10 protein-coding genes are annotated in these 18,931 nt (G+C 62.4%); 3 read left to right on the plus strand and 7 right to left on the minus strand.

Translation table 11 applies throughout. From position 1 onward, the window contains the following. From DU505_RS02690 to DU505_RS02710, 5 genes are all read right to left on the minus strand, one after another. A partial coding sequence (locus DU505_RS02690) for a retention module-containing protein (RefSeq protein WP_181872706.1) occupies nt 1-1,966 on the minus strand: 1,966 nt, incomplete at its 3' end. 207 nt (nt 1,967-2,173) lie between these two features. After that, entirely contained in the window at nt 2,174-2,797 is a 624-nt protein-coding gene (locus DU505_RS02695) for a response regulator transcription factor (protein ID WP_114477469.1), read from the minus strand. Beyond that, nucleotides 2,797-4,227 (minus strand): HlyD family type I secretion periplasmic adaptor subunit, encoded by a 1,431-nt coding sequence (locus DU505_RS02700; RefSeq protein ID WP_114477470.1) that lies wholly within the window; start codon nt 4,225-4,227, stop codon nt 2,797-2,799. Before DU505_RS02700 ends, DU505_RS02695 begins: the two co-directional genes overlap by 1 nt. After that, nucleotides 4,227-6,398, minus strand: coding sequence for a type I secretion system permease/ATPase (locus tag DU505_RS02705; protein WP_114477471.1), 2,172 nt, complete (start codon nt 6,396-6,398; stop codon nt 4,227-4,229). The genes DU505_RS02700 and DU505_RS02705 overlap by 1 nt, the downstream gene beginning before the upstream one ends. A gap of 109 nt (nt 6,399-6,507) precedes the next feature. Beyond that, nucleotides 6,508-8,742 (minus strand): TolC family outer membrane protein, encoded by a 2,235-nt coding sequence (locus DU505_RS02710; RefSeq protein WP_114477472.1) that lies wholly within the window; start codon nt 8,740-8,742, stop codon nt 6,508-6,510. Between the two features lie 623 nt (nt 8,743-9,365). Here DU505_RS02710 and DU505_RS02715 point away from each other — a divergent pair. The 3 genes from DU505_RS02715 to DU505_RS02725 all read left to right on the plus strand — a co-directional run bounded on the left by DU505_RS02715 (nt 9,366) and on the right by DU505_RS02725 (nt 14,664). After that, the gene (locus DU505_RS02715) at nt 9,366-9,647 is read left to right on the plus strand and encodes a hypothetical protein (protein WP_114477473.1); all 282 of its coding nucleotides are present in this window, start codon (nt 9,366-9,368) and stop codon (nt 9,645-9,647) included. A 156-nt stretch (nt 9,648-9,803) separates the two neighbouring features. Then, nucleotides 9,804-11,279 (plus strand): tRNA uracil 4-sulfurtransferase ThiI, encoded by a 1,476-nt coding sequence (thiI, locus tag DU505_RS02720; RefSeq protein ID WP_114477474.1) that lies wholly within the window; start codon nt 9,804-9,806, stop codon nt 11,277-11,279. A gap of 166 nt (nt 11,280-11,445) precedes the next feature. Further along, nucleotides 11,446-14,664, plus strand: coding sequence for a transglycosylase domain-containing protein (locus tag DU505_RS02725; RefSeq protein ID WP_114477475.1), 3,219 nt, complete (start codon nt 11,446-11,448; stop codon nt 14,662-14,664). Here DU505_RS02725 and DU505_RS02730 read toward each other — a convergent pair. Together DU505_RS02730 and DU505_RS02735 are read right to left on the minus strand one after the other, a co-directional pair. Then, entirely contained in the window at nt 14,607-17,693 is a 3,087-nt protein-coding gene (locus DU505_RS02730) for an efflux RND transporter permease subunit (RefSeq protein WP_114477476.1), read from the minus strand. The genes DU505_RS02725 and DU505_RS02730 overlap by 58 nt on opposite strands. A 13-nt stretch (nt 17,694-17,706) precedes the next feature. Continuing rightward, nucleotides 17,707-18,759: an efflux RND transporter periplasmic adaptor subunit gene (locus DU505_RS02735; protein WP_114477477.1), complete on the minus strand. Its 1,053-nt coding sequence runs from the start codon at nt 18,757-18,759 to the stop codon at nt 17,707-17,709. Between the last annotated feature and the right edge of the window lie 172 nt (nt 18,760-18,931).

Genomic DNA, 18,931 nt, shown 5'->3' on the forward strand with positions numbered 1-18,931 from the left:
CGGCAGTCCACACCAGCTCGCCGTCGAGTCCGGTGACCGTGAGGCCAGCAGTGTCACCGAAGGCGAAAGTGGTAATCGCATCACTGCCAGCGGTGAAGGCCAACTGGCCATCGACCACGTGACTGCCGTTCACGGTCTGGGCGTCGGCCAGGGCCAGGGTGAGGCTGCCGCCCTCGCCGTCCTCGTCGCCTGGCGTCGGGCCGGTGCCGTCCTCGAGGGTGATGGTGTGGCTCTCTTCGGCCACGTCGCCGTCACCATCGGTCTTGATCAGGGTGAACTCGAGACTCGGGTTGCCGTCACTGTGATCAACGTCGGTGCCCGGCACGAAGCTCCAGGTGCCGTCGGCGTTGACGGTCAGCTCACCCAGCTCGGTGATGAAGCTGACGGATTCGCTGCCGGTCAACAACTGAGTCTCGTCGCCAACCTGCACTTCCAGCGTGGCGCCGGCGCTGTCGGCGCCGGGGTCGCTGCTCCACGTACCGTCGATAACGTCACCACCTTCGGTGGCAAGCGTGTCACCTGCCACGCCAACTTCGGGCAGGTCGTCAACGATGGTGACGTTGCCGCTCAGGTCGGCATTAATGGTGTCGGTAGCGGTGTCGCCGTCCGCGTCGGTCACGGTCACGGTGGCGCTCACGCCCACCAGGCCGGCCGGCAGGCCGATGCTATCGGCGCCTTGCTCAGGATGATCCACCGGTCCGGACTGGGTCACGGTGACCTCGCCGTTCTCGGCGTCAACCTCGATACGCAGCACTTCGCTGCCATTGGCGGTACCGATGACGATACCATCGACCAGTTCGAAGACGATCGGCTCACCGCCACTCTCCAGGCCGTGCTCGATGTCGTTCAGGGTCAGTGCATAGCCGCTGATCACGGTGCTGCCGGCACCGTCGGCGCCGTAGCTGGCATCGACCGCGGCGTTGAAGGCTACGGCCACGCTGCCGGTGGCGATGGAGGTGCCGTCAGCGGTCTCTTGATCGTAGGTGATCAGGGCCACTTCACTCAGGTCGACGTCGCCCAGCTCGAGGCTCGGCACGTCATCCATGATGGTAAGGTTAAGTGTGCCCGTCGCCGTTCCGCTCTCGCTCGTTACCGTATAGGTCAGTCCGACCAAGGCTTCATCCAGACCTTCCTCATGTAGGAGGTTGTTGATCTGGGTGACAGTGAAAGCCCCCGTGCTGGGGTTGACTTCTAGGGTGAAGATATTGAGTTCACGCGCTGGTGAGAAGGCCGTAAGCGTATTGGTGCCGGCATCCCAGCTGAAGATCAGGGTTTCCTGGCCTACCTGTCTTTCGACGCCATCCATGTCCGCAAAACTGACACTGCCACCGCTTCCGGAACCAAAGCTGAAGGGCAGCACGCCTGATGCCGTAGAGCCACCCTCTGCACTCAACAGCTCATCGGAAAGGAGGAGACTGGCTTCACCGGCAGTGGGTGCAACTACTTCTTCTACTTCTTCTATTCCTTCTGCTTCATCCGCTTCAGCAACCAACAGCCCCGCCCCTTCAATTTCCGGCGGTTCTTCGAAGGCTCCCATACCAAACTCGAACGCCAGCGGGTCGACGTTTTCCGCAATACGGGCCAGTTGGACGAAGCTGTGGCCGCCATCGGCGCCGCCGCCCGGACCAGCACCGGCCGCGGTAGCATCAAGCACGTCGAGCAGGTCGAGCTCATCGTCGTCCAGGGCGGCCAGCAGGGCCTCCAGGTCTTCATCCAGGGCGCTGAACTCACCTATGTCCACAGGCAGGTCGGCATCGAGTTCGGGTGTCATGGCAACGACCTGACCACCCTCGATGACGGTCGGCTCCAGGCTATCGGCAAAATCGAGCTCAACGCGACCGTTATCCGACGTGATAAGCGACTCGCCCTCAGCCAGGGTGTCACCAACACGTAGCTCTCGCATGTTGCCATCGGCATCACGCGCCCAGGCCTGACCGGAAATGGATACGACAGTAGCAATGCTCATGTGGTGACTCCCTGCGAACTTGATCATTATCGGTGCCTGAACGGATCGGCCTGGCTCATTCGGACCGGCCCATTACTGGCTTATGCTGTCACATTAGGTTACGAAACGTTGCATTGATATTGGACCGATGGACAGGGGACACAAATAAGAAGCGCCCGACACGATGGGCGGGCGCAATAACGAGCAGCAGGGGAAAAACGGCGCGAATCAGTGACTGGGATCGGCGCTAACGACTTCCTGTTGTGAAAGCCGCAGCACCAGCTGCATGCGGTCGCGAATGCCAAGCTTACGGAATATCGCGCCCAGGTGGGCCTTGACGGTCCGCTCGGTGATATCGAGTTCACGGGCGACTTCCTTGTTGGTCCTGCCCTCGGCCACGGCGACAGCCACCGCCCGCTCCCGTTCGGTCAACGCTGCCAGAACGTCACCTTGCATCCGCGCCCTGCCTCCCAGCGCCTTGAAGGTGCCCCCGACCACGCTGGTCAAGAGTTCGGGCAACACCCAGATGCCCTGATTGGTCGTGACAAGCGCCACTTGACGCAGCAGTGCCGCAGGCGAAAGCGCGTGGGCATAGCCGCGAGCACCGGCATTCAGGGCTGACGATGCTTCAGCAGGGTCCGGGGTGTAACTCAGTACGACCAGGATGGCACCCCGGTCAGCGAGCCCCCGGACAAGCGTCTCCCAGCCGTCGAGGTTACTCATGACCCATGCCAGATCACCTCGCCCCACCCGTTCCATCGCCTGTGTCGGCCCTACCCAGCTCGACTCGGGAAAAGCCATGCGCCAGCGAGGAATCTCGTCGCGTCCGTGACAAACGAAGAAATGTACCATCAACGTTCTCCCATAGAGTCGCTCCATGCCCGCAGGACAGGCTTGAGCAGATACTGCATCACGGTGCGCTTTCCGGTCATGACATCAACCTGAGCGGTCATGCCGGGTATCACCGACAGCTCGCTCGCGAGCTCCTCGCCTTCGAGCGTCCGCACACGAACCAGGTAATAGGTGTTGCCTTCATCGTCGGTGATAGTATCGGCACTGATATGGTCAAGTTCGGCCTGCAATCCGCCGTAAATGGCAAAGTCGTAGGCGGTCAACTTGATAGTGGCGGGCTGCCCGGGACGCAGGAAGGCGATGTCCTGGGGGGCGATTCGCGCTTCGACTAGCAGCTGGTCATCGCTGGGAATGATATCCACCACCTCCTGGCCGGCTTGTGCGACGCCACCGATGGTGTTGATCGCCAGGCGCTGCACCACGCCACTGACAGGGGAACGCACCTCGGCAAGACGCACCCGATCCTCGAGACCGGCGCTCGACTCGTCCAGTGCATTGAGATCACCCAGGGTCTGGGCTAGATCGTTGCGCCAGTCGCTGCGCCTTTCGATACTCACTTCACGCAGCTGTGTCCTCGACTCTTCCACCGCCGCTTCGAGCCTTGCCACCGCCGATGCCGCCTGGTTGCGCTCACCGGTGGCCCGCGACACCTCCCGTTCCAACCGCAGGATGTCTACCTCTGAAACAGCCCCGGACTGCAGCAGTGGTCGGGTCAGGTTCAGTTCCTGGCCGGCCATGTTGGCTTCGCGCTGGGCCGTGTCTCGTCTGGCTTTCGCCTCGTTGAGTTCCTCCTCGCGCTGGCGGATACGGTCCCGAAGGATGCTCTCCTGCTCGCGCAGTTCTTCACGGCGGCTCTCGTAAACCTCGCGTTCCTGGGCCACGATATGGGGCGCCTCGGTACGCAGGTCCTCATCCGGATCGAATGGGGTATCCGTTATCAAGGCACGGAGACGCTCGGCCCGGGCCTTGAGCGACAGCGCCTGGGCCCGGTTCTCGCGGAAGTTTGCCACGAAGCGGGTGGGATCGATGCGCATCAATACCTCTCCCGCCTCGACCATCTGCCCTTCCCGAACCAGGATCTCCTGGACCACACCGCCGTCGAATGACTGGACCTTCTGCAGTTGACTGGAGGGGATGACCCTCCCCGTACCGCGCGTCACTTCGTCGATGGACGCGAAGTAAGCCCAGGTGACCAGCGCTGCCACGGCAAGCGCAAAGGTGTAGAGGAACGCCCGCGCCCGAATCGGATCCTGCTGCATGCGCGCCCAGTCGGCGTCGCTGGCCCAATCGCGATTGAGGTGGGCCGACGTGACCCGTCGGGAGAAGAGCCGGTCGATGAACGGCCGAAACGGCTTGCCGCCCACCTCTGAAAAGCGCCCGATCGCCTCGAACCCCTGCTGCTCGGCCGTTGGCCCTTTCGCCTTCGCCATCAGCTGGCCCTCCCGATCTGCCCCTTGCGCAAGGCCTCGACCACCTTGTCGCGAGGACCGTCGGCGACCACCTTGCCGGCGTCGATGACGATGATACGATCGACCAGCGACAGCAATGACGTCCGATGTGTGACGACGATCATGGTCTTGCCCTGGGCATAGGACTGGAGACTCGCCTTGAAGCTCTCCTCGCTGGCGTGGTCCATGGAGCTGGATGGCTCATCCAGCAGCAGTATCTGGGGGTCGTGCACCAGCGCACGGGCAATGGCAACGGCCTGGCGCTGGCCGCCGGATAACGACTGGCCTCGTTCGCCCACCTGCAGGTCGACGCCGTGGGGGTGAGAGTTGACCAGACCCTGCAGGCCGGCCAGTTCTAGGGCACGCAGCAGCGCCTCGTCGTCCACCCCATCGCTGCCCCCACCCGCCACCACGTTGTCACGCAACGAACCGAAGAACAGGCTGACATCCTGGGGAACGTAGCCGATATGTCGCCTCAACTGGATAGGGTCGAACTGGCGAATGTCGACCCCGTCCACCAGGATGGCCCCGCCAGTGGGTTGGTAGAGCCCCAGCATCAACTTGTTCAGCGTCGACTTGCCACATCCCACCCGGCCCAGCAGCGCCACCTTCTCGCCAGGCTCGATCTTCAGGGAGATATCGCGCAGGGCATCGCGCTCCTCTTCCGGATAGCGCAGCGTCACCTTATCGAAGCGGATCTCACCGCGGATGACGGGCCGGCTGATGAACTGCTTGCCCTCGGGCCGCTCCACCGGGCGCTCCATTACGCCATTGAGCGACTGCAAAGCCGTGGATGACTGGTGATATTGAGCCAGCAGCGCCGCGGCCTGGCTGACCGGTGCCATGGCGCGGGACGAGAGCAGATAGGCCGCGATCAGGCCACCTTGGGTCAACTGGCCATCGATGATCAGGTAGACGCCGATGATGATTACGCTGACGGCGACGCTGTGTTGCGCCCACTGGGCGACGCTGGACACCGAGGAGCTGACCAGGCGCAACTGGGCTGACGTACGCGACAGGAACGCGCTCGCCTTCTCCCAGGAGCCCTGAATACGACTCTCGGCACGCAGCGTCTTGACGGTTTCCAGGTTCGAGATCGACTCCACCAGGGTGGCATTGCGCTGCGCACCGATCCGCCACGTCGTCTCGGAAAGCTCATGCAGCTTGCCCTGCGCAGCCATGGCATAAAGCAGGACGAACAGGATGCCGGCAATGACGGGCAGAACAAGCGGCGGGCCAATCAGGGCGATAATGCCGGCAAACAGCAACACGAACGGCAGATCGACCAGGGAGACCACCGTTGCAGAGCCGATGAAGGCCCGTACCGATTCGAAGGACTGCAGGGTGGCGGCAAAGGAGCCCGTGGAGGCCGGTCGCGCCTCCATGCGCAGGCCCAGCACCCTGGCCATAATTGAGGACGAAAGCTTGACGTCGGCTCGGCTGGCGGCGAGGTCGACGAAGGCGTTGCGCATCAAGCGAAGCACCAGGTCGAAACAGAGCACGACAAAGATACCGGCGGCCAGGACCCAGAGCGTCTCGGTCGCCTGATTGGGGACCACCCGATCATAGACGTTGAGTACGAACAGCGGCATCGCCACGGCGAACAGGTTGATCAGGAACGAGCCGATGATGACGTCGCGGTAGAGCTTGCGATTCTCACGGATCACGCCCCAGAACCAGTGGCGAGCCCGCTGCTGCTTCACTTCAGGTCCGCGCTCATCGAAACGGAAACGGGGACGCACATAGATGGCCTGGCCGCTGTAACTGTCGAGCAAGCCATCGAGATTGACTTCGGCGACTGCCTCTCCCAGTTCGGGAAAGATCACCTGAGCCTGTCGTTTCTTGATATCCAGGGCGACAAGCACGCAGGCGCGGCCCGGCTCAAGCAGCAGGACGACAGGAAAGAGCGCAGGATTGAGTTGTATCAGGCGGCTCTTGACGATTCTTGCCGTCATGCCGGCCCGACTGGCTGCACGAGGAAAGACACCGGGCGTGAGCCTGCCGTCTTCGAGCGGTAGGCCCGCCGTCAGGGACTCGTCAGTGACACCGTGATCATGCGCAAGGGCGATACTCTGCAGGCAAGCGAGCAGTTCGTCGTGCACTGCGGACCGCGCCGACTCCGGTGCCGGTTCAAAATTTTCCTGTAGGGTCACAGCCACCTCTTGCGAAAGCGGGAGCGATGCAGGCTGCAGCGGACGTGCGGCCTGACATCAGGCAATGGCCCGGCCGTAACCGGGCTCATAGGGAGAGCATCGCTCGTGACTAGCCACGCACCGCATAGGCGTCGTGATACCCCATCCGGTCGAGCCGGGTCTGGAGCTCATCCAGTTCGCGAGAGTCGATCGGCCCCAGACGAACCCGGTGCAAGCCGGAACTGCTGGCGAGGGTGGCTGGACGATCCAGCACGCGGCTCAGCTCATCACGCAGGCCAAGCGCCGATTCCTCCTGTGACAGCGCTGCGACCTGCAGGAACACGGCATGTTCCGGCACGATAGCTGCAATATTGGTGCGTTCGATGTCAGCCAAACCCTGCGGGATGTTGACATAGAGGCCCAGGGGTGCCTCGATCGCCTGCTCGGCCGTTTCCGGCTTCCGCGCATCAGGCTTGGACACGCTGCCGAACACGGGTTCGGCCTGCGGCCCCTGCTGCTGAAGGCGGCTGGCATTCTCCTGGCGAGTTTCCAGGGTTACCTCTACACGACGATTCTGCTGACGCCCCTGAGTCGTGTCGTTGCTGGCAATGGGCTGCCGGGAACCGTAACCCCGCGTTTCGATCAGGTTGCGCGGCACGCCCTGGCTGGCCAGGTAGTCGGCAACGCTATCTGCACGGCGCTGTGACAGAGGGTCATTGATGGCATCGGTGCCGGTGCTGTCGGCATGGCCAGCGATGAAGACGCCGCCGAGGTTTTCCCGATTGCGAATCTGGGTGACCAGCGCATCGAGTTCGGTCCTGGCGTTCGGAGTCAGATCCGCACTGTTCACGGCAAACAGGGCATCGGCGGACAGGGTGACATCCGGCACCCGGACAGGTGCCGGGAGGTCCGCCCCACCGGTCAGGTCCGCCAGGGTAAAGCCGGCGGGGCCCTGCACCGGGCAGATCACGCTGGGATCGAGTTCGACACCGTCGCTGCCCATTTCCGCGAGAGTGGGCATGTCATCACGCGCCACACCCAGCACCTGCATCAACTGCCCCATGGCTGCCAGCGTGCGGGCATCGGCGAGCACGACGTCATATTCGGCGTTCACGTAGGCGCGGCTAGCCTCGAAGTATTCGTTTTCGCTGTCCAGCACGTCGAGCAGCGTACGCTCTCCAATATCGAACTGCTGCTGGTAAGCACCGCGAACACGGTCGATGGACTGGCGATGCTCATTCAGGTACTGCATCTGTTCGCGCAGTCGCTGAGTGTCGTTATAGGCGATCTGGGTGGTCTGTCTGACATCGTTACACGCCTTGTCGCGCAAGTTGATCGACTGCTCGACACGGTCGCTGGCGGCACGGAAGGAGGCCAGGTCGCTGCCACCACGGTACAGGTTCATGCTCGCGACCAGCTCGATGCTGTGCTGGTCGCGACGCCCCGCTATACCACTTTCGTTGTTGGTGCCGGTACGGCCTCGCAGGTCCAGCCTGGGCTGGAACCCCGCCCGGGTACCCGCCTGTTCGGCGCGCGACGCCTCGATATTCTCGATGGCGGCATGGAAGTCGGGATTCCCCTCGAAGGCCATGTTGACCGCGTCGGCCACCGACGGCGGCAGGCGGTCATCGAGCTGTGGCGCCGGGGCGAGGTTCTCGGCAGGCAGGGAGCCCACGATCCGCTGGTACCGTGCCGTCACATCGTGCAGGTTGGAGGCTTCGGTCATCAGGTTGGACTCGGCCAGCGCCAGGCGACCAGAGATCTGCTGGAGGTCGACCCCACGCCCTGCGCCAGAACGCACCCGGTCTTCGATCTGTCGGAAGACGCGCTGATGTTCGGCATAGTTGTCCTGGGCCAGACGCACCAGGTCCCGATAACGGCTGACATCCAGATAGGCACGCGCCGCTTCGAGCGCCACGTTCTCGCTGGCACCCAGCAGCTCGTAGTAGCGCACCAGCTTGGCACGGTCCAGACGCTCAACCTCGCTGCGCGTGGCGAAACCATCATAGATCATCTGGTTCAGCGTCAGCTCGGCGAAATCGGTCTCGTAGCTACCGCGCCCATCCCCTTGGGTATCTTCACGGCCGATGCCGGCCGATACATCGATACTGGGCAGGTAGTTGCCGCGAGCCACCCCCACATCGTTTCCGGCAGCACTCAGCCCGTTCCAGGCTGCCTGTACTTCAGGGTTGGTGGTGAGTGCCTGACGAATGACCTGCTGCAGGTCGGAAGCCCCCGGAGAAGCCATACCCGGAGGAAGGCTTTGCGCCACGGCAGCAGTAATTGGAAGCAGGGTCAACGACGAGCTCAGTACGACGGCCTTGGCCAGAAGGCGGGCACGCGAGAAGTCAGTATTCTTTTTCATGGTGTTCCCTTTTCATGAGATCGGACGCCCGCCATGCAGGCTGGTCCGGCTAGAAATATTTTTGACTTGTTGTTATTTCGGGGCTCACCCGGACAACTCGGGTGGTGCATCCTTTCCCGATTCCCTTTCGAAATCTGTGCTATCGCGCGCATCGCGTGATGTCGGCACGGAAAACAAGCGGTCAGCCACAGTACTACGCTGCCGCTCGCTTGTCCGACTTATGTCGCATTGTCCGACTTATGTCGCACCCTGGTCTCATATCACTTCTCAATACCCTAACCTGAGGTACCTGATACTTGTCCTGATGGGCCACCTACCTCAGTGCTATCTCAATCCATTTCAGCGCTAAGCGTGCCAGCCGACAAAGTATGGACCAAAACAACCTTTTTACTGATGCGCGCCTCTTTGTAATATAGCGTAACCGAGCTTGACATTTTGTCCAACAGATTCCGTGTAAACGCTCTTTCAATTTTCCGCCACTCTTCGGGTCAGGCACGGCCCGGTGACGATTCGGGGGGAACCTGTACCGTGTCGCGACTCCCCTTACTGGCCTCTCCCGACCGCCGTCAAACATGCTATCGTCAGGCCATCACCGACACGGCAATCATCACAAGGAGACCGCCATGTCCGCATCGGAAATTCAAAAGACTCGCGTGATCAATGAATTGCGTGGGTTCATCAAGAAGCTCCTTCAGGAGCCGCAGATCCTCGAGCAGTCGCTTGCCATCGCAAGGCGTCACTTGGGCGAGGACAGCCAGGAGGGTGTGGTATCTCGTATCGCCAACGAAATCTCCGACACTACCGGCATCCATATTCCCGAAGACCCCGCCGATCACTCCGAAGCCGACAAACTGTTTCTTGAACTGCTCAAGGAAGTAGTAAGTGAGGAGCAGGCCCTCTACTGAGCCGGGCACTGCCCCAGCCTCCACCCGATGATATGCCCGGCCTCGGCCGGGCATGCTGTTTCACGACACAGGAATGCCTGGCTGTCAGCACGCCCCCTCGCTCTGCTACAATGGGCAAACACTTGATTTTACGATTCTTTTACAAGAACTCTGCCAATGTACTACTTGCTCAAGCTGTTTCCCGAGATCACCATCAAGTCCCGTTCCGTCCGCCGCCAGATGATCCGCTGCCTGGTCGGCAATGTACGCAACGTACTGCGCCCTCTGGGCGAAGGCATTCAAGTCCAGGGGAGCTGGGATGCCCTGCATGTCAAACTGCCGGAAACGGCGGTCCCGGAATGGAGTCGCCAGGTGGAGGCTGCCCTGACCCGCATCCCTGGTATACACGAGGTGCAGAGCGTCGATGACCTGCCGCTCCTCTCTTTCGACGATACCGCGCAGCATCTGCTGGCAGCCTGGCAGGCGTCTCTGGTTGACCGCAGTTTTCGCGTCACCGTGAAACGCAGAGGCCAACATGAATTCACCTCCGAAGAGATGGAGCGGTACTTGGGGCAGGCCCTGCTGGACGCCGTGCCCAGCGCCCGGGTCAACCTCGGTCGACCGGATATCAATGTACGGGTGGATGTCATCGACGACCGAATGCGACTGGTTCGGCGCAGCCGACCCGGCCTGGGCGGCTATCCGCTGGGCGTGCAAGGCCAGGCGATGACGCTGATCTCGGGCGGTTATGACTCTCCGGTTGCCGCCTGGAAGATGATCCGGCGCGGGATCAAGTCTCACTTCCTGTTCTTCGACCTGGGTGGCGCCGGCCATGAACCAGCCGTTCGTGAAGTCTGTCACCACCTTTGGCAAGCCTATGGACGTTCGCACCGGGTGCACTTCTTCTCGGTGCCCTTCGAGGGGGTCGTCGACGAGCTTCAACGCAGCATTCCCGATGGCCTGATCGGCGTCGTCCTCAAGCGGATGATGATGCGGGCGTCCAGTCGTATCGCCGCTCGCGCCCGCATACCCATGCTGGTCACCGGCGACGCCATCGCCCAGGTATCCAGCCAGAGCCTGACCAACCTCGCCCTCATAGACGAGGCCAGCGACCTGCCGATTCTTCGCCCGCTGATCGCCGAGGACAAGCAGGACATCATCGATACTGCTCGTCGAATCGGCACTGCTCGCTTCGCTGAGGTGATGCCGGAAGTCTGCGGAGCCATTTCCCAGCGCCCCAACACCCAGGCACAGCGCCCCCGAGTAGTAGCTGCCGAACAGCGTTTCGACTTTCGTGTACTCGATAACGCCATCGAGCGCGTCAGCATGACCCGCTCCGAGCGGCTACTGGAACAGCTGACAACACCGGAGCCGTTGCTTCATGTCGTGCAGAGCGCCCATGAGCTGGCTCGAGAAAAGAATGTCAGCGTGATCGACATTCGACCCGACGCCGAGCGTGACTCGACTCCACTGACGCTCCCGAGCGTCGAGTGCCTGCAGATCCCCTTCTACGAGCTTCAGGCACAGGCCGAGTCTCTGCCGGGCGACCGCCGCTACCTGCTCTACTGCGATCAGGGCGTGATGAGTCGAATGCAGGTCCTGCACCTGCTCGACCGCGGCCTCACTCACTTCGGTATCTATCGAGGCGCCTGACGGCAGAGCGGCTCGCCGACTAGCGACTCCATCTCTCGGACAGCCCCAGAGGGCCGTTTTTTCTGCCTGACAATTACATTTCTCTTACCGTTGGTAAAACTACTGTATTTCTCGCGGCGAACTAGGCTACAAGAAGAAGAGGGAGAAACGGCAGAGGAAGGGGTGTATGGCATCGTACGATGGTTCGTCACGCCAGAACTCATCCGCTGCGTCCTGGATCGAGAGAGACGCATCAGGCCGCAAGGCATCCCTGTTCATCGAGGAACCGTCGCTCGAGCCGGCCCCTGTGCCGGCCAGGTCCCACCGGCTACTGTATATCGTGCTGGCGGTTCTGCTGGCCCTGTTCGCCGTGACCCTGGCCACCCTTCTGGTGGCTGAAGCACGCACTTCCCACTTCCAGGCCCAGGAGCTATCGCGCTATGCGGGTACCCTGCGCTACACACTCGCTCCGGGACAGAGCGACCGCATTCTGTATCCCAGTCATGGGCCCTTCGACCAGCGACTGGGCTATACCCAACTGCCCACTATCGAGACGCGCCTGCTGGGCAAAGGCTACGAGGTAACCCAACAGGCACGATTCTCCCCTTCCCTGCTGGAGTATGCCAAGCGCGGTTTCTTCCCACCCTATGCGGAGAAGACACAAGCCGGCCTGACCCTGCTTGAGTGTCGCGGGGAAATGCTTTACTCATTTCGTCATCCGCAGCGCCACTACCCCCATTTCGACGCCGTCCCACCGCTGATAGTGCAGGTTCTTCTGTTCATCGAGAATCGTCACCTGCTCGATGACAGCACGCCGTATGCCAATCCAGCCGTCGACTGGCCTCGGTTCACCATGGCCGCGGTATCCCAGGTCGGCAGAGCGCTGGATGTCTCCGGCCAGTCTTCCGGCGGTAGCACGCTTGCCACCCAGTTGGAGAAGTACCGCCACTCGCCCGACGGCCTGACTGGGTCACCCATGGAGAAGCTGCGCCAAATGATCTCGGCCAGCGTGCGTAGTTACCGTCATGGCCCCCAGACACTGTCGGCGCGCCAGGACGTAGCGCTGGACTACGTCAACTCGGTGCCGCTGGCAGCGGCTCCTGGATACGGCGAGGTCCACGGCATCGGCGATGCGCTCTGGGTGTGGTTCGGCGAAGACTTCGATAGCTTCAATCGCCAGCTGGTGGCGAGCGGCAGTCGGGACGATGATCTGGCGCAGAAAGGCCTGGCCCTGCGCCAGATCGTGGCGCTGATGATTGCCCAGCGACGGCCCTCCTGGTACCTCAACGGTGGTCGCCAGGCGCTGGAACAACTCACGGACAGCTACCTCAGGCTTCTCGCCGACGACGGCATCATCGCTCCCGAATTACGCGACACGGCTCTCGCTCAGCGCCTGACCTTTCGCAATTTCAGCCTCGACCCGGCGGGGCTGCGGATCGAGCAGGACAAGGGGCTGCAGACAGCTCGTGGCCGCCTCGGAAGCCTGTTGGGCCAGTCATTCTACGACCTGGACAGGCTCGACCTGAGTGCTCGAACAACGCTGCACGGCGAACTGCAGGAGCAGGTCACGGCTTATCTGCACCGCCTGGCCGACCCTGACTTCGCCAGCGAAATCGGCCTGTTCGGCGATCGCCTGTTGTCCCCGGAAAAAACCCAGGAGGTGCGCTATAGCTTCACGCTCTATGAGCGCGGCGAGGACAGCTTCCGCGTCCGCGTACAGACCGACAATACCGGCCAGCCCTTCGATATCAACGAGGGTAGCAAGCTGGAGCTCGGCTCCACTGCCAAGCTCAGGGTGCTCGCCACCTATCTGGAAGTCATCGCCGAGCTCCACCGGCGCTACGCCGGCGAACCGGCGGAATCGCTGCGACGGGTCGAGCTGGACCGCCAGGACGTTCTCAGCCGCTGGGTCGTCGACAGCCTGGCCAACCGGCCCGACCTCTCCCTGGCGGAGCTGCTCGATGCCGCCATGGATCGCCGTTATTCCGCCAGCCCCAGCGAGGCCTACTTCACCGGCGGCGGGCGCCACACCTTCAGCAATTTCCGACGTGAAGACAACGGACGCAACCCGACGCTGAAGGAAGCCATGCGCGAGTCGCTCAACCTGCCATTCATCCGCTTGCTGCGGGATCTGGTCCGCTACAGCACCCACCGTAACGAGCATCGCAGCCAGCTGCTCGAGGACGACAGGGACCCCCGCCGGCTGGAGTACCTGCAACGCTTTGCCGACCGCGAAGGCCGCGTCTTCCTGCAGCGCTTCTGGCGCAAGTATCGCAACCTGGACAGCAACGAGCGCATGGCGGTCTTCCTCGGCGGCCTGCGAATTACCGCGCCACGCCTGGCGGCGGTTCACCGCTACCTGTACCCCGAGGCCGACCGCATCACCTTTGCCGCCTTCCTCGCCGAGTGGCTGCCCAGCGGCACTCCGCTCAGCCAACAGCCGATCAACGAGCTCTATGAACGCCATGCGCCGGGCAGCTTCTCGCTGTCGGACCAGGGCTATATCGCACAGGTCCACCCTCTTGAGCTGTGGCTGCTCGGCTATCTGATGGATTACCCAGAAGCGAGCTTCTTCGATATCGCCGCCGCCAGCCAGCAGGAGCGCCAGGAGGTGTACGGCTGGCTGTTCAAGACCCGTCACCGCAGCGCCAGGGATGTTCGTATCCGTACCATGCTGGAAGTCGAGGCCTTCCTCGACATCCATCAACGCTGGGAGCGCCTGGGCTACCCTTTCGAGCATCTCGTTCCTTCGCTCGCCACCGCGGTAGGCTCTTCCGGGGACCGTCCAGCAGCCCTGGCCGAGCTGATGGGCATCATCCTCAACAATGGGGTGCGCTTGCCGACACTGCGCATCGACGAACTTCACTTCGCGGCCGACACGCCTTACGAAACCCGCTTTCGCCACTCTGATCGACACGCCCAGCAAGTGATGGAGCCTGAAGTGGCGGCGACCCTACGTGAAACGCTTTCCAGCGTGGTGGATGGGGGCACCGCCCGACGACTTCAGGGCAGCTTTACCCTGGAGGATGGGTCCGACCTGCCCCTGGGCGGCAAGACCGGCACCGGAGACAACCGTATCGAGACTGTGACCCGAGGCGGCCAGGTCATCGACTCCCGGGCACGCAATCGCACCGCCACCTTCGTGTTCTATCTCGGTGACGATCATTTCGGCACCCTCACCGCCTATGTCGCAGGCAGTGAGTCCGACAATTTCCGCTTCACCTCGGCGCTTCCGGTGCAGGTACTCAAGGGCATGGAGCCGATCCTGCGCCCCTACCTTCAGCCCGAAAGAAGCACCTGTGTGCCCACCGACGAGACGGATGTATTTCTTTTCGCCGGGTCAGCGGGTCACGCGCCGGATTCGGCCGCCTCTCCCTTGTCGGCACAGGAACTGGCACAACGATAGGGAATGCCGAACAACAGCGAGTAGAGCACCGGCACAGCGATCAGCGTCAACAACGACGCGAAGGCCAGGCCGCCCATGATCGTTACCGCCATGCTGTTGAAGAAGGCATCGGCCAGTAGCGGCAGCATGCCAAGGCTGGTGGTGCCGGCCGCCAGGGCCACGGGGCGCAGGCGGCTGATGCTGGCATCGATCAGCGCCCCCAGGCGTTCCTTGCCGGACTGGATCTGGGCATCGATCTCATCGACCAGCACAATGGCGTTCTTCATCAGCATGCCCGACAGGCTGAGCATGCCCAGCAGAGCCGTGAACGAGAAAGGCAGCCCGGTCAGCCACAGTCCGATCACCACGCCGCAGATCGACATCGGCACCACCAGCCAGATGATCAACGGCTGGCGCAGCTTACCGAACAGCAGTATCGACACCAGCAGCATCGCGACAAAGCTCAGCGGCAGCTGCCGGGCCAATGATTCCTGGGCGTCGGTCGAATTCTCGTACTCACCGCCCCAGGAGAGCGCATAGCCCGGCGGCAACGCCATGGCTTCGATGTCGGCACGCACCGTCGAGAACGCGCCCGCTGCGGTCTGCCCTGCCCCCGGCTCGGCCTGCACCGTCAGCGTGCGCACCCGGTTGCGGCGATGTATCTGCGCCTCCTCGCTCTGGGTCTCGAAGGCATCGACCACCTGGGCGATGGGAATGAAGCGCTGCTCGGCACTGCTCCAGACCAGGCGGTCGATCAGCCGCGAGACATCATGACGCTCGCTCTCGGGCGGGCGCGCCACGATCGGTATCAGGTTGTCGCCTTCTCGATAGGTACCGGCACGCACCCCGGAAGAGGCGAACTCGAGGGTCTGGGCCAGTTCATCACGGCTGACGCCGGCCATTCTTGCGCGCTCCTCGTTGAAGGTGGGCACGACCACCGTCTCCAGCTCGCGCCAGTTATGACGCACGTCGATCAGCGCGGGATTGGCCCGCATGATCTCCTCGGCTTCATCGGCCAGCCAACGCAAGACGGCAGGATCGCTGCCGTGGAAGCGTGCCTCGACCTGAGCCCCGGCACCGGGCCCGAACTGGATTCGCTCGGTTCGGACCCGGGCCGCGGGATAGGCCGCCTGCAAGTTGGCGTCGATAACAGGGTCAAGCTCGGCGATTCGCTCCAGACTATCTGCCCTTACCACGAATTGGGCATAGGCGGGGTCCGGCTGCTCGGGAACATAAGTCAGCATGAACCGAGTCGCCCCACGACCGATGAAGGTCGATACCGCTTCGATACCGTCCTTCTCCAATAGATAGGTCTCGATCCCCCGGGCATCCCGCTGCGTGGCGCGGATGTCGCTGCCCTGAGGCAGTTGGTAATTGACGTAGAACATCGGTGTGTTCGAGTCGGGAAAGAACGACTGCGAAAGGAGGGTAAACCCCCAGACACAGGCTGCCGTGAACGCAACCAGTAGCCCCACGGTCACTACGCGCAGGCGAACCGCAGCCATGAGGAAGCGGGCATAGAGGCGATAGATCAGCCCCCCATGAGGGTCCCTGTCGTCCTCGATGTCGGCACCGCGGAACAGATAATGGCCGAACAGGGGAGTGACGGTGATGGCCAACACCCAGCTCAGCAGCAACGAGATCGCGATCACCGCGAACAGAGAGAACAGGAATTCACCGGTAACATCGTCGGAAAGGCCGATGCCGGAGAAGGCCAGGATGCCGATGACGGTGGCCCCCAGCAGGGGGGCCTGGGTTCGCCCGGCCGCATCACTGGCAGCCTCCTTGACGGACTTGCCACGCTGCATGTTGATCAGCATGCCTTCGGCCACAACGATGGCGTTGTCCACCAGCATGCCCATGGCGATGATCAGCGCACCCAGGGAAACCCGTTCCATCTCGATGGAGAACACCCACATGAAGAACAGCGTGCCGAGCACCGTCAGCAGCAGCGAGGCACCGACGACCATGCCGACCCGCCAGCCCATGAACAGGCAGAGTACGGCAATCACGATGGTGACCGAGATCGCCAGGTTGATCAGGAAGTCATTGATTGCATCGTCGACGACATGGTGCTGCTCATAGATGGGATGGAGTTCGACCCCGAGGGGAATTCGCCCTTCCAGCGAGGCAAGGTGACGCTCGACGGCATTGCCCACTTCCACGATATTGGCCTTGGCCACCCCCGCCACCGCCAAGGTGAAGGCCGGCTCGCCGTTGTGGCGTATCACATGCCCCGGCACTTCCACCGGCTGGCGATAGACTTCGGCGATATCGACCAGGGAGATCTGCTCGGTGGTACCGGGCCGGCCGATGCGAATCGCCTCGATATTGGCCACGCTATCCACGCCGGCACGGGCGACGATGCGGACATGGCCGTCGCCGATACGCATCGCCCCGGCATCGGTGACCCTGTTCTCCGTCTGGATGGTATTGATGACGTGATCGACCGGAATTCCCAGGGTGGTCAGGCGCTCGTTGGGAATCTCGATGTAGATCGTCTCTTCCCTTTCGCCAGCGGTAGTGACCCTCGCCACGTTGGGCACAGTCAGCACCTCACGCTGAAGAAAGTGTGAGATATCCCGGATCTCGTCGTGAGAGTAGCCCTCCGCCGTCACGGCATAGAAAATGCCATAGACCTCGCCGAAGTCATCGTTGACCCGCGAGGCCAAGGCACCCTCCGGCAATATCGCCTGGGCATCGTTGACCTTGCGCCGCAGCTCATCCCAGATCTGCGGCAGCTCATGGCTGCGATAGGTCGAGGCCACCTCCACCTCGATCTCGGAGCGTCCCGGTAGCGACAGCGACTCGATCACGTCGATCTGCTGCAGCTCCTGGATCGCCATCTCCAGTCGCTCGGTGACCTCCTCTTCGACCTCCTGGGCGGTCGCACCAGGGTATTGGGTATTGATGATGGCATTGGGTATGGTGAACGAAGGGTCCTCCAGCTTACCCAGGCTGTTGAAGCCCCAGATGCCCCCTAACAAACAAACGACCACGATCAGCCAGGTATAGAGCGGCCGCTCGATCGAAGTCCTGGCGATATCCATATCCTGCTCCCGGTCAAAGCGTCTCTTCCATCGGTCGTACGCGCGCCCCTTCCTGCAGCAGATGAGCCCCCGCTGCGACAATACGCTCGCCCTGCTTCAGGCCAGCCACCACCGGCACCCTCTCTCCGTGCACTTCGCCTACCACAACGCCCCGCGGCTCGACGCGTCGTTCCTCGTCCCGATAAACCCAGACCCGGAAATTCCCCTCGCTGTCCTTGTCCAGGGCGGCAAGCGGCACCATCAGGGCACCATGTTCGACAGCATCGGTCAGCGCCACCATGACGGCTACCGTCATGCCCGGCAATGCGCCTACCGCTTCGTGATCGACGATGGCGAAGTCGACCTCGTAGGTCTGGGCAACCTCGTCGGGCTCCGTGACATGCTCGCGGTACGCCAGTCGAAATGTCTCGCCGGGAAGGGAAAGCAGTTCACCCTCGACCTCGAATCGCTGGGGCTCGACGACGTAATGCATCAGCGACTCGGGCACATTGAACCGAACCCTCAGCTCGGTCACGTCCTGTACTCGAACGATGGCAGTGTTGGGCTGGACATTGCTGTGGTTCTCGATCAGGCGCCTCGTCACCAGTGCATCGAACGGGGCGTTGATGGTGGTGTAGGAGAGGTCCTGACGGGCGCTGTCGCGCTGCACTTCGGCGAGTTCGTAGGTGGTCCGTATCTCGTCGAACGCGGACCGGGAGATCGACTGATTCTCGAGCAGTTGCCGGGTGCGTTCCATCTCCCTTCTGGCCAGTTGATATTCCGCCTCGGCACGTCTGACCGCCAGCTCATAATCGGCGGGATCGAGCCGTGCAATCAGCTCTCCACGAGGAATCACCTCGCCCTGGGTCGCCGGCAGTTCGGTCAGCTGACCACCCACTCGAAACGAGAGGTCGACCGTGCGAAGCGCCTCGATCCGCCCGACGAAGCGACGGCTCGGCAAGTGGGTCTGCCCACTCACCTCGATGAGCTTGACGACCCGTGGTGTCCGTTCGGCATCCTCCGGCGTCGAGCCATCACCGCAGCCCGCCATCGTCAGTAGCGCCAAGAGCAGCAAAGCCGGCTTCATGTTTCCACCTCCCTGTCGTATTCCCCGCCCCCTGCCGTACCCGGCGGCTCGCCCTGTCGAATAGCGCCACACCGCCAGAACAGACAACACAACATAGCCTAGAAGAGGGCCTTGCACGATCAGGGTAGCGCCTGCCTCGGCTTATTCAAACACATGTTTGATATCCGAGTCA

Source organism: Billgrantia montanilacus (assembly GCF_003336675.1).
Classification (GTDB): Bacteria; Pseudomonadota; Gammaproteobacteria; order Pseudomonadales; family Halomonadaceae; genus Halomonas; species Halomonas montanilacus.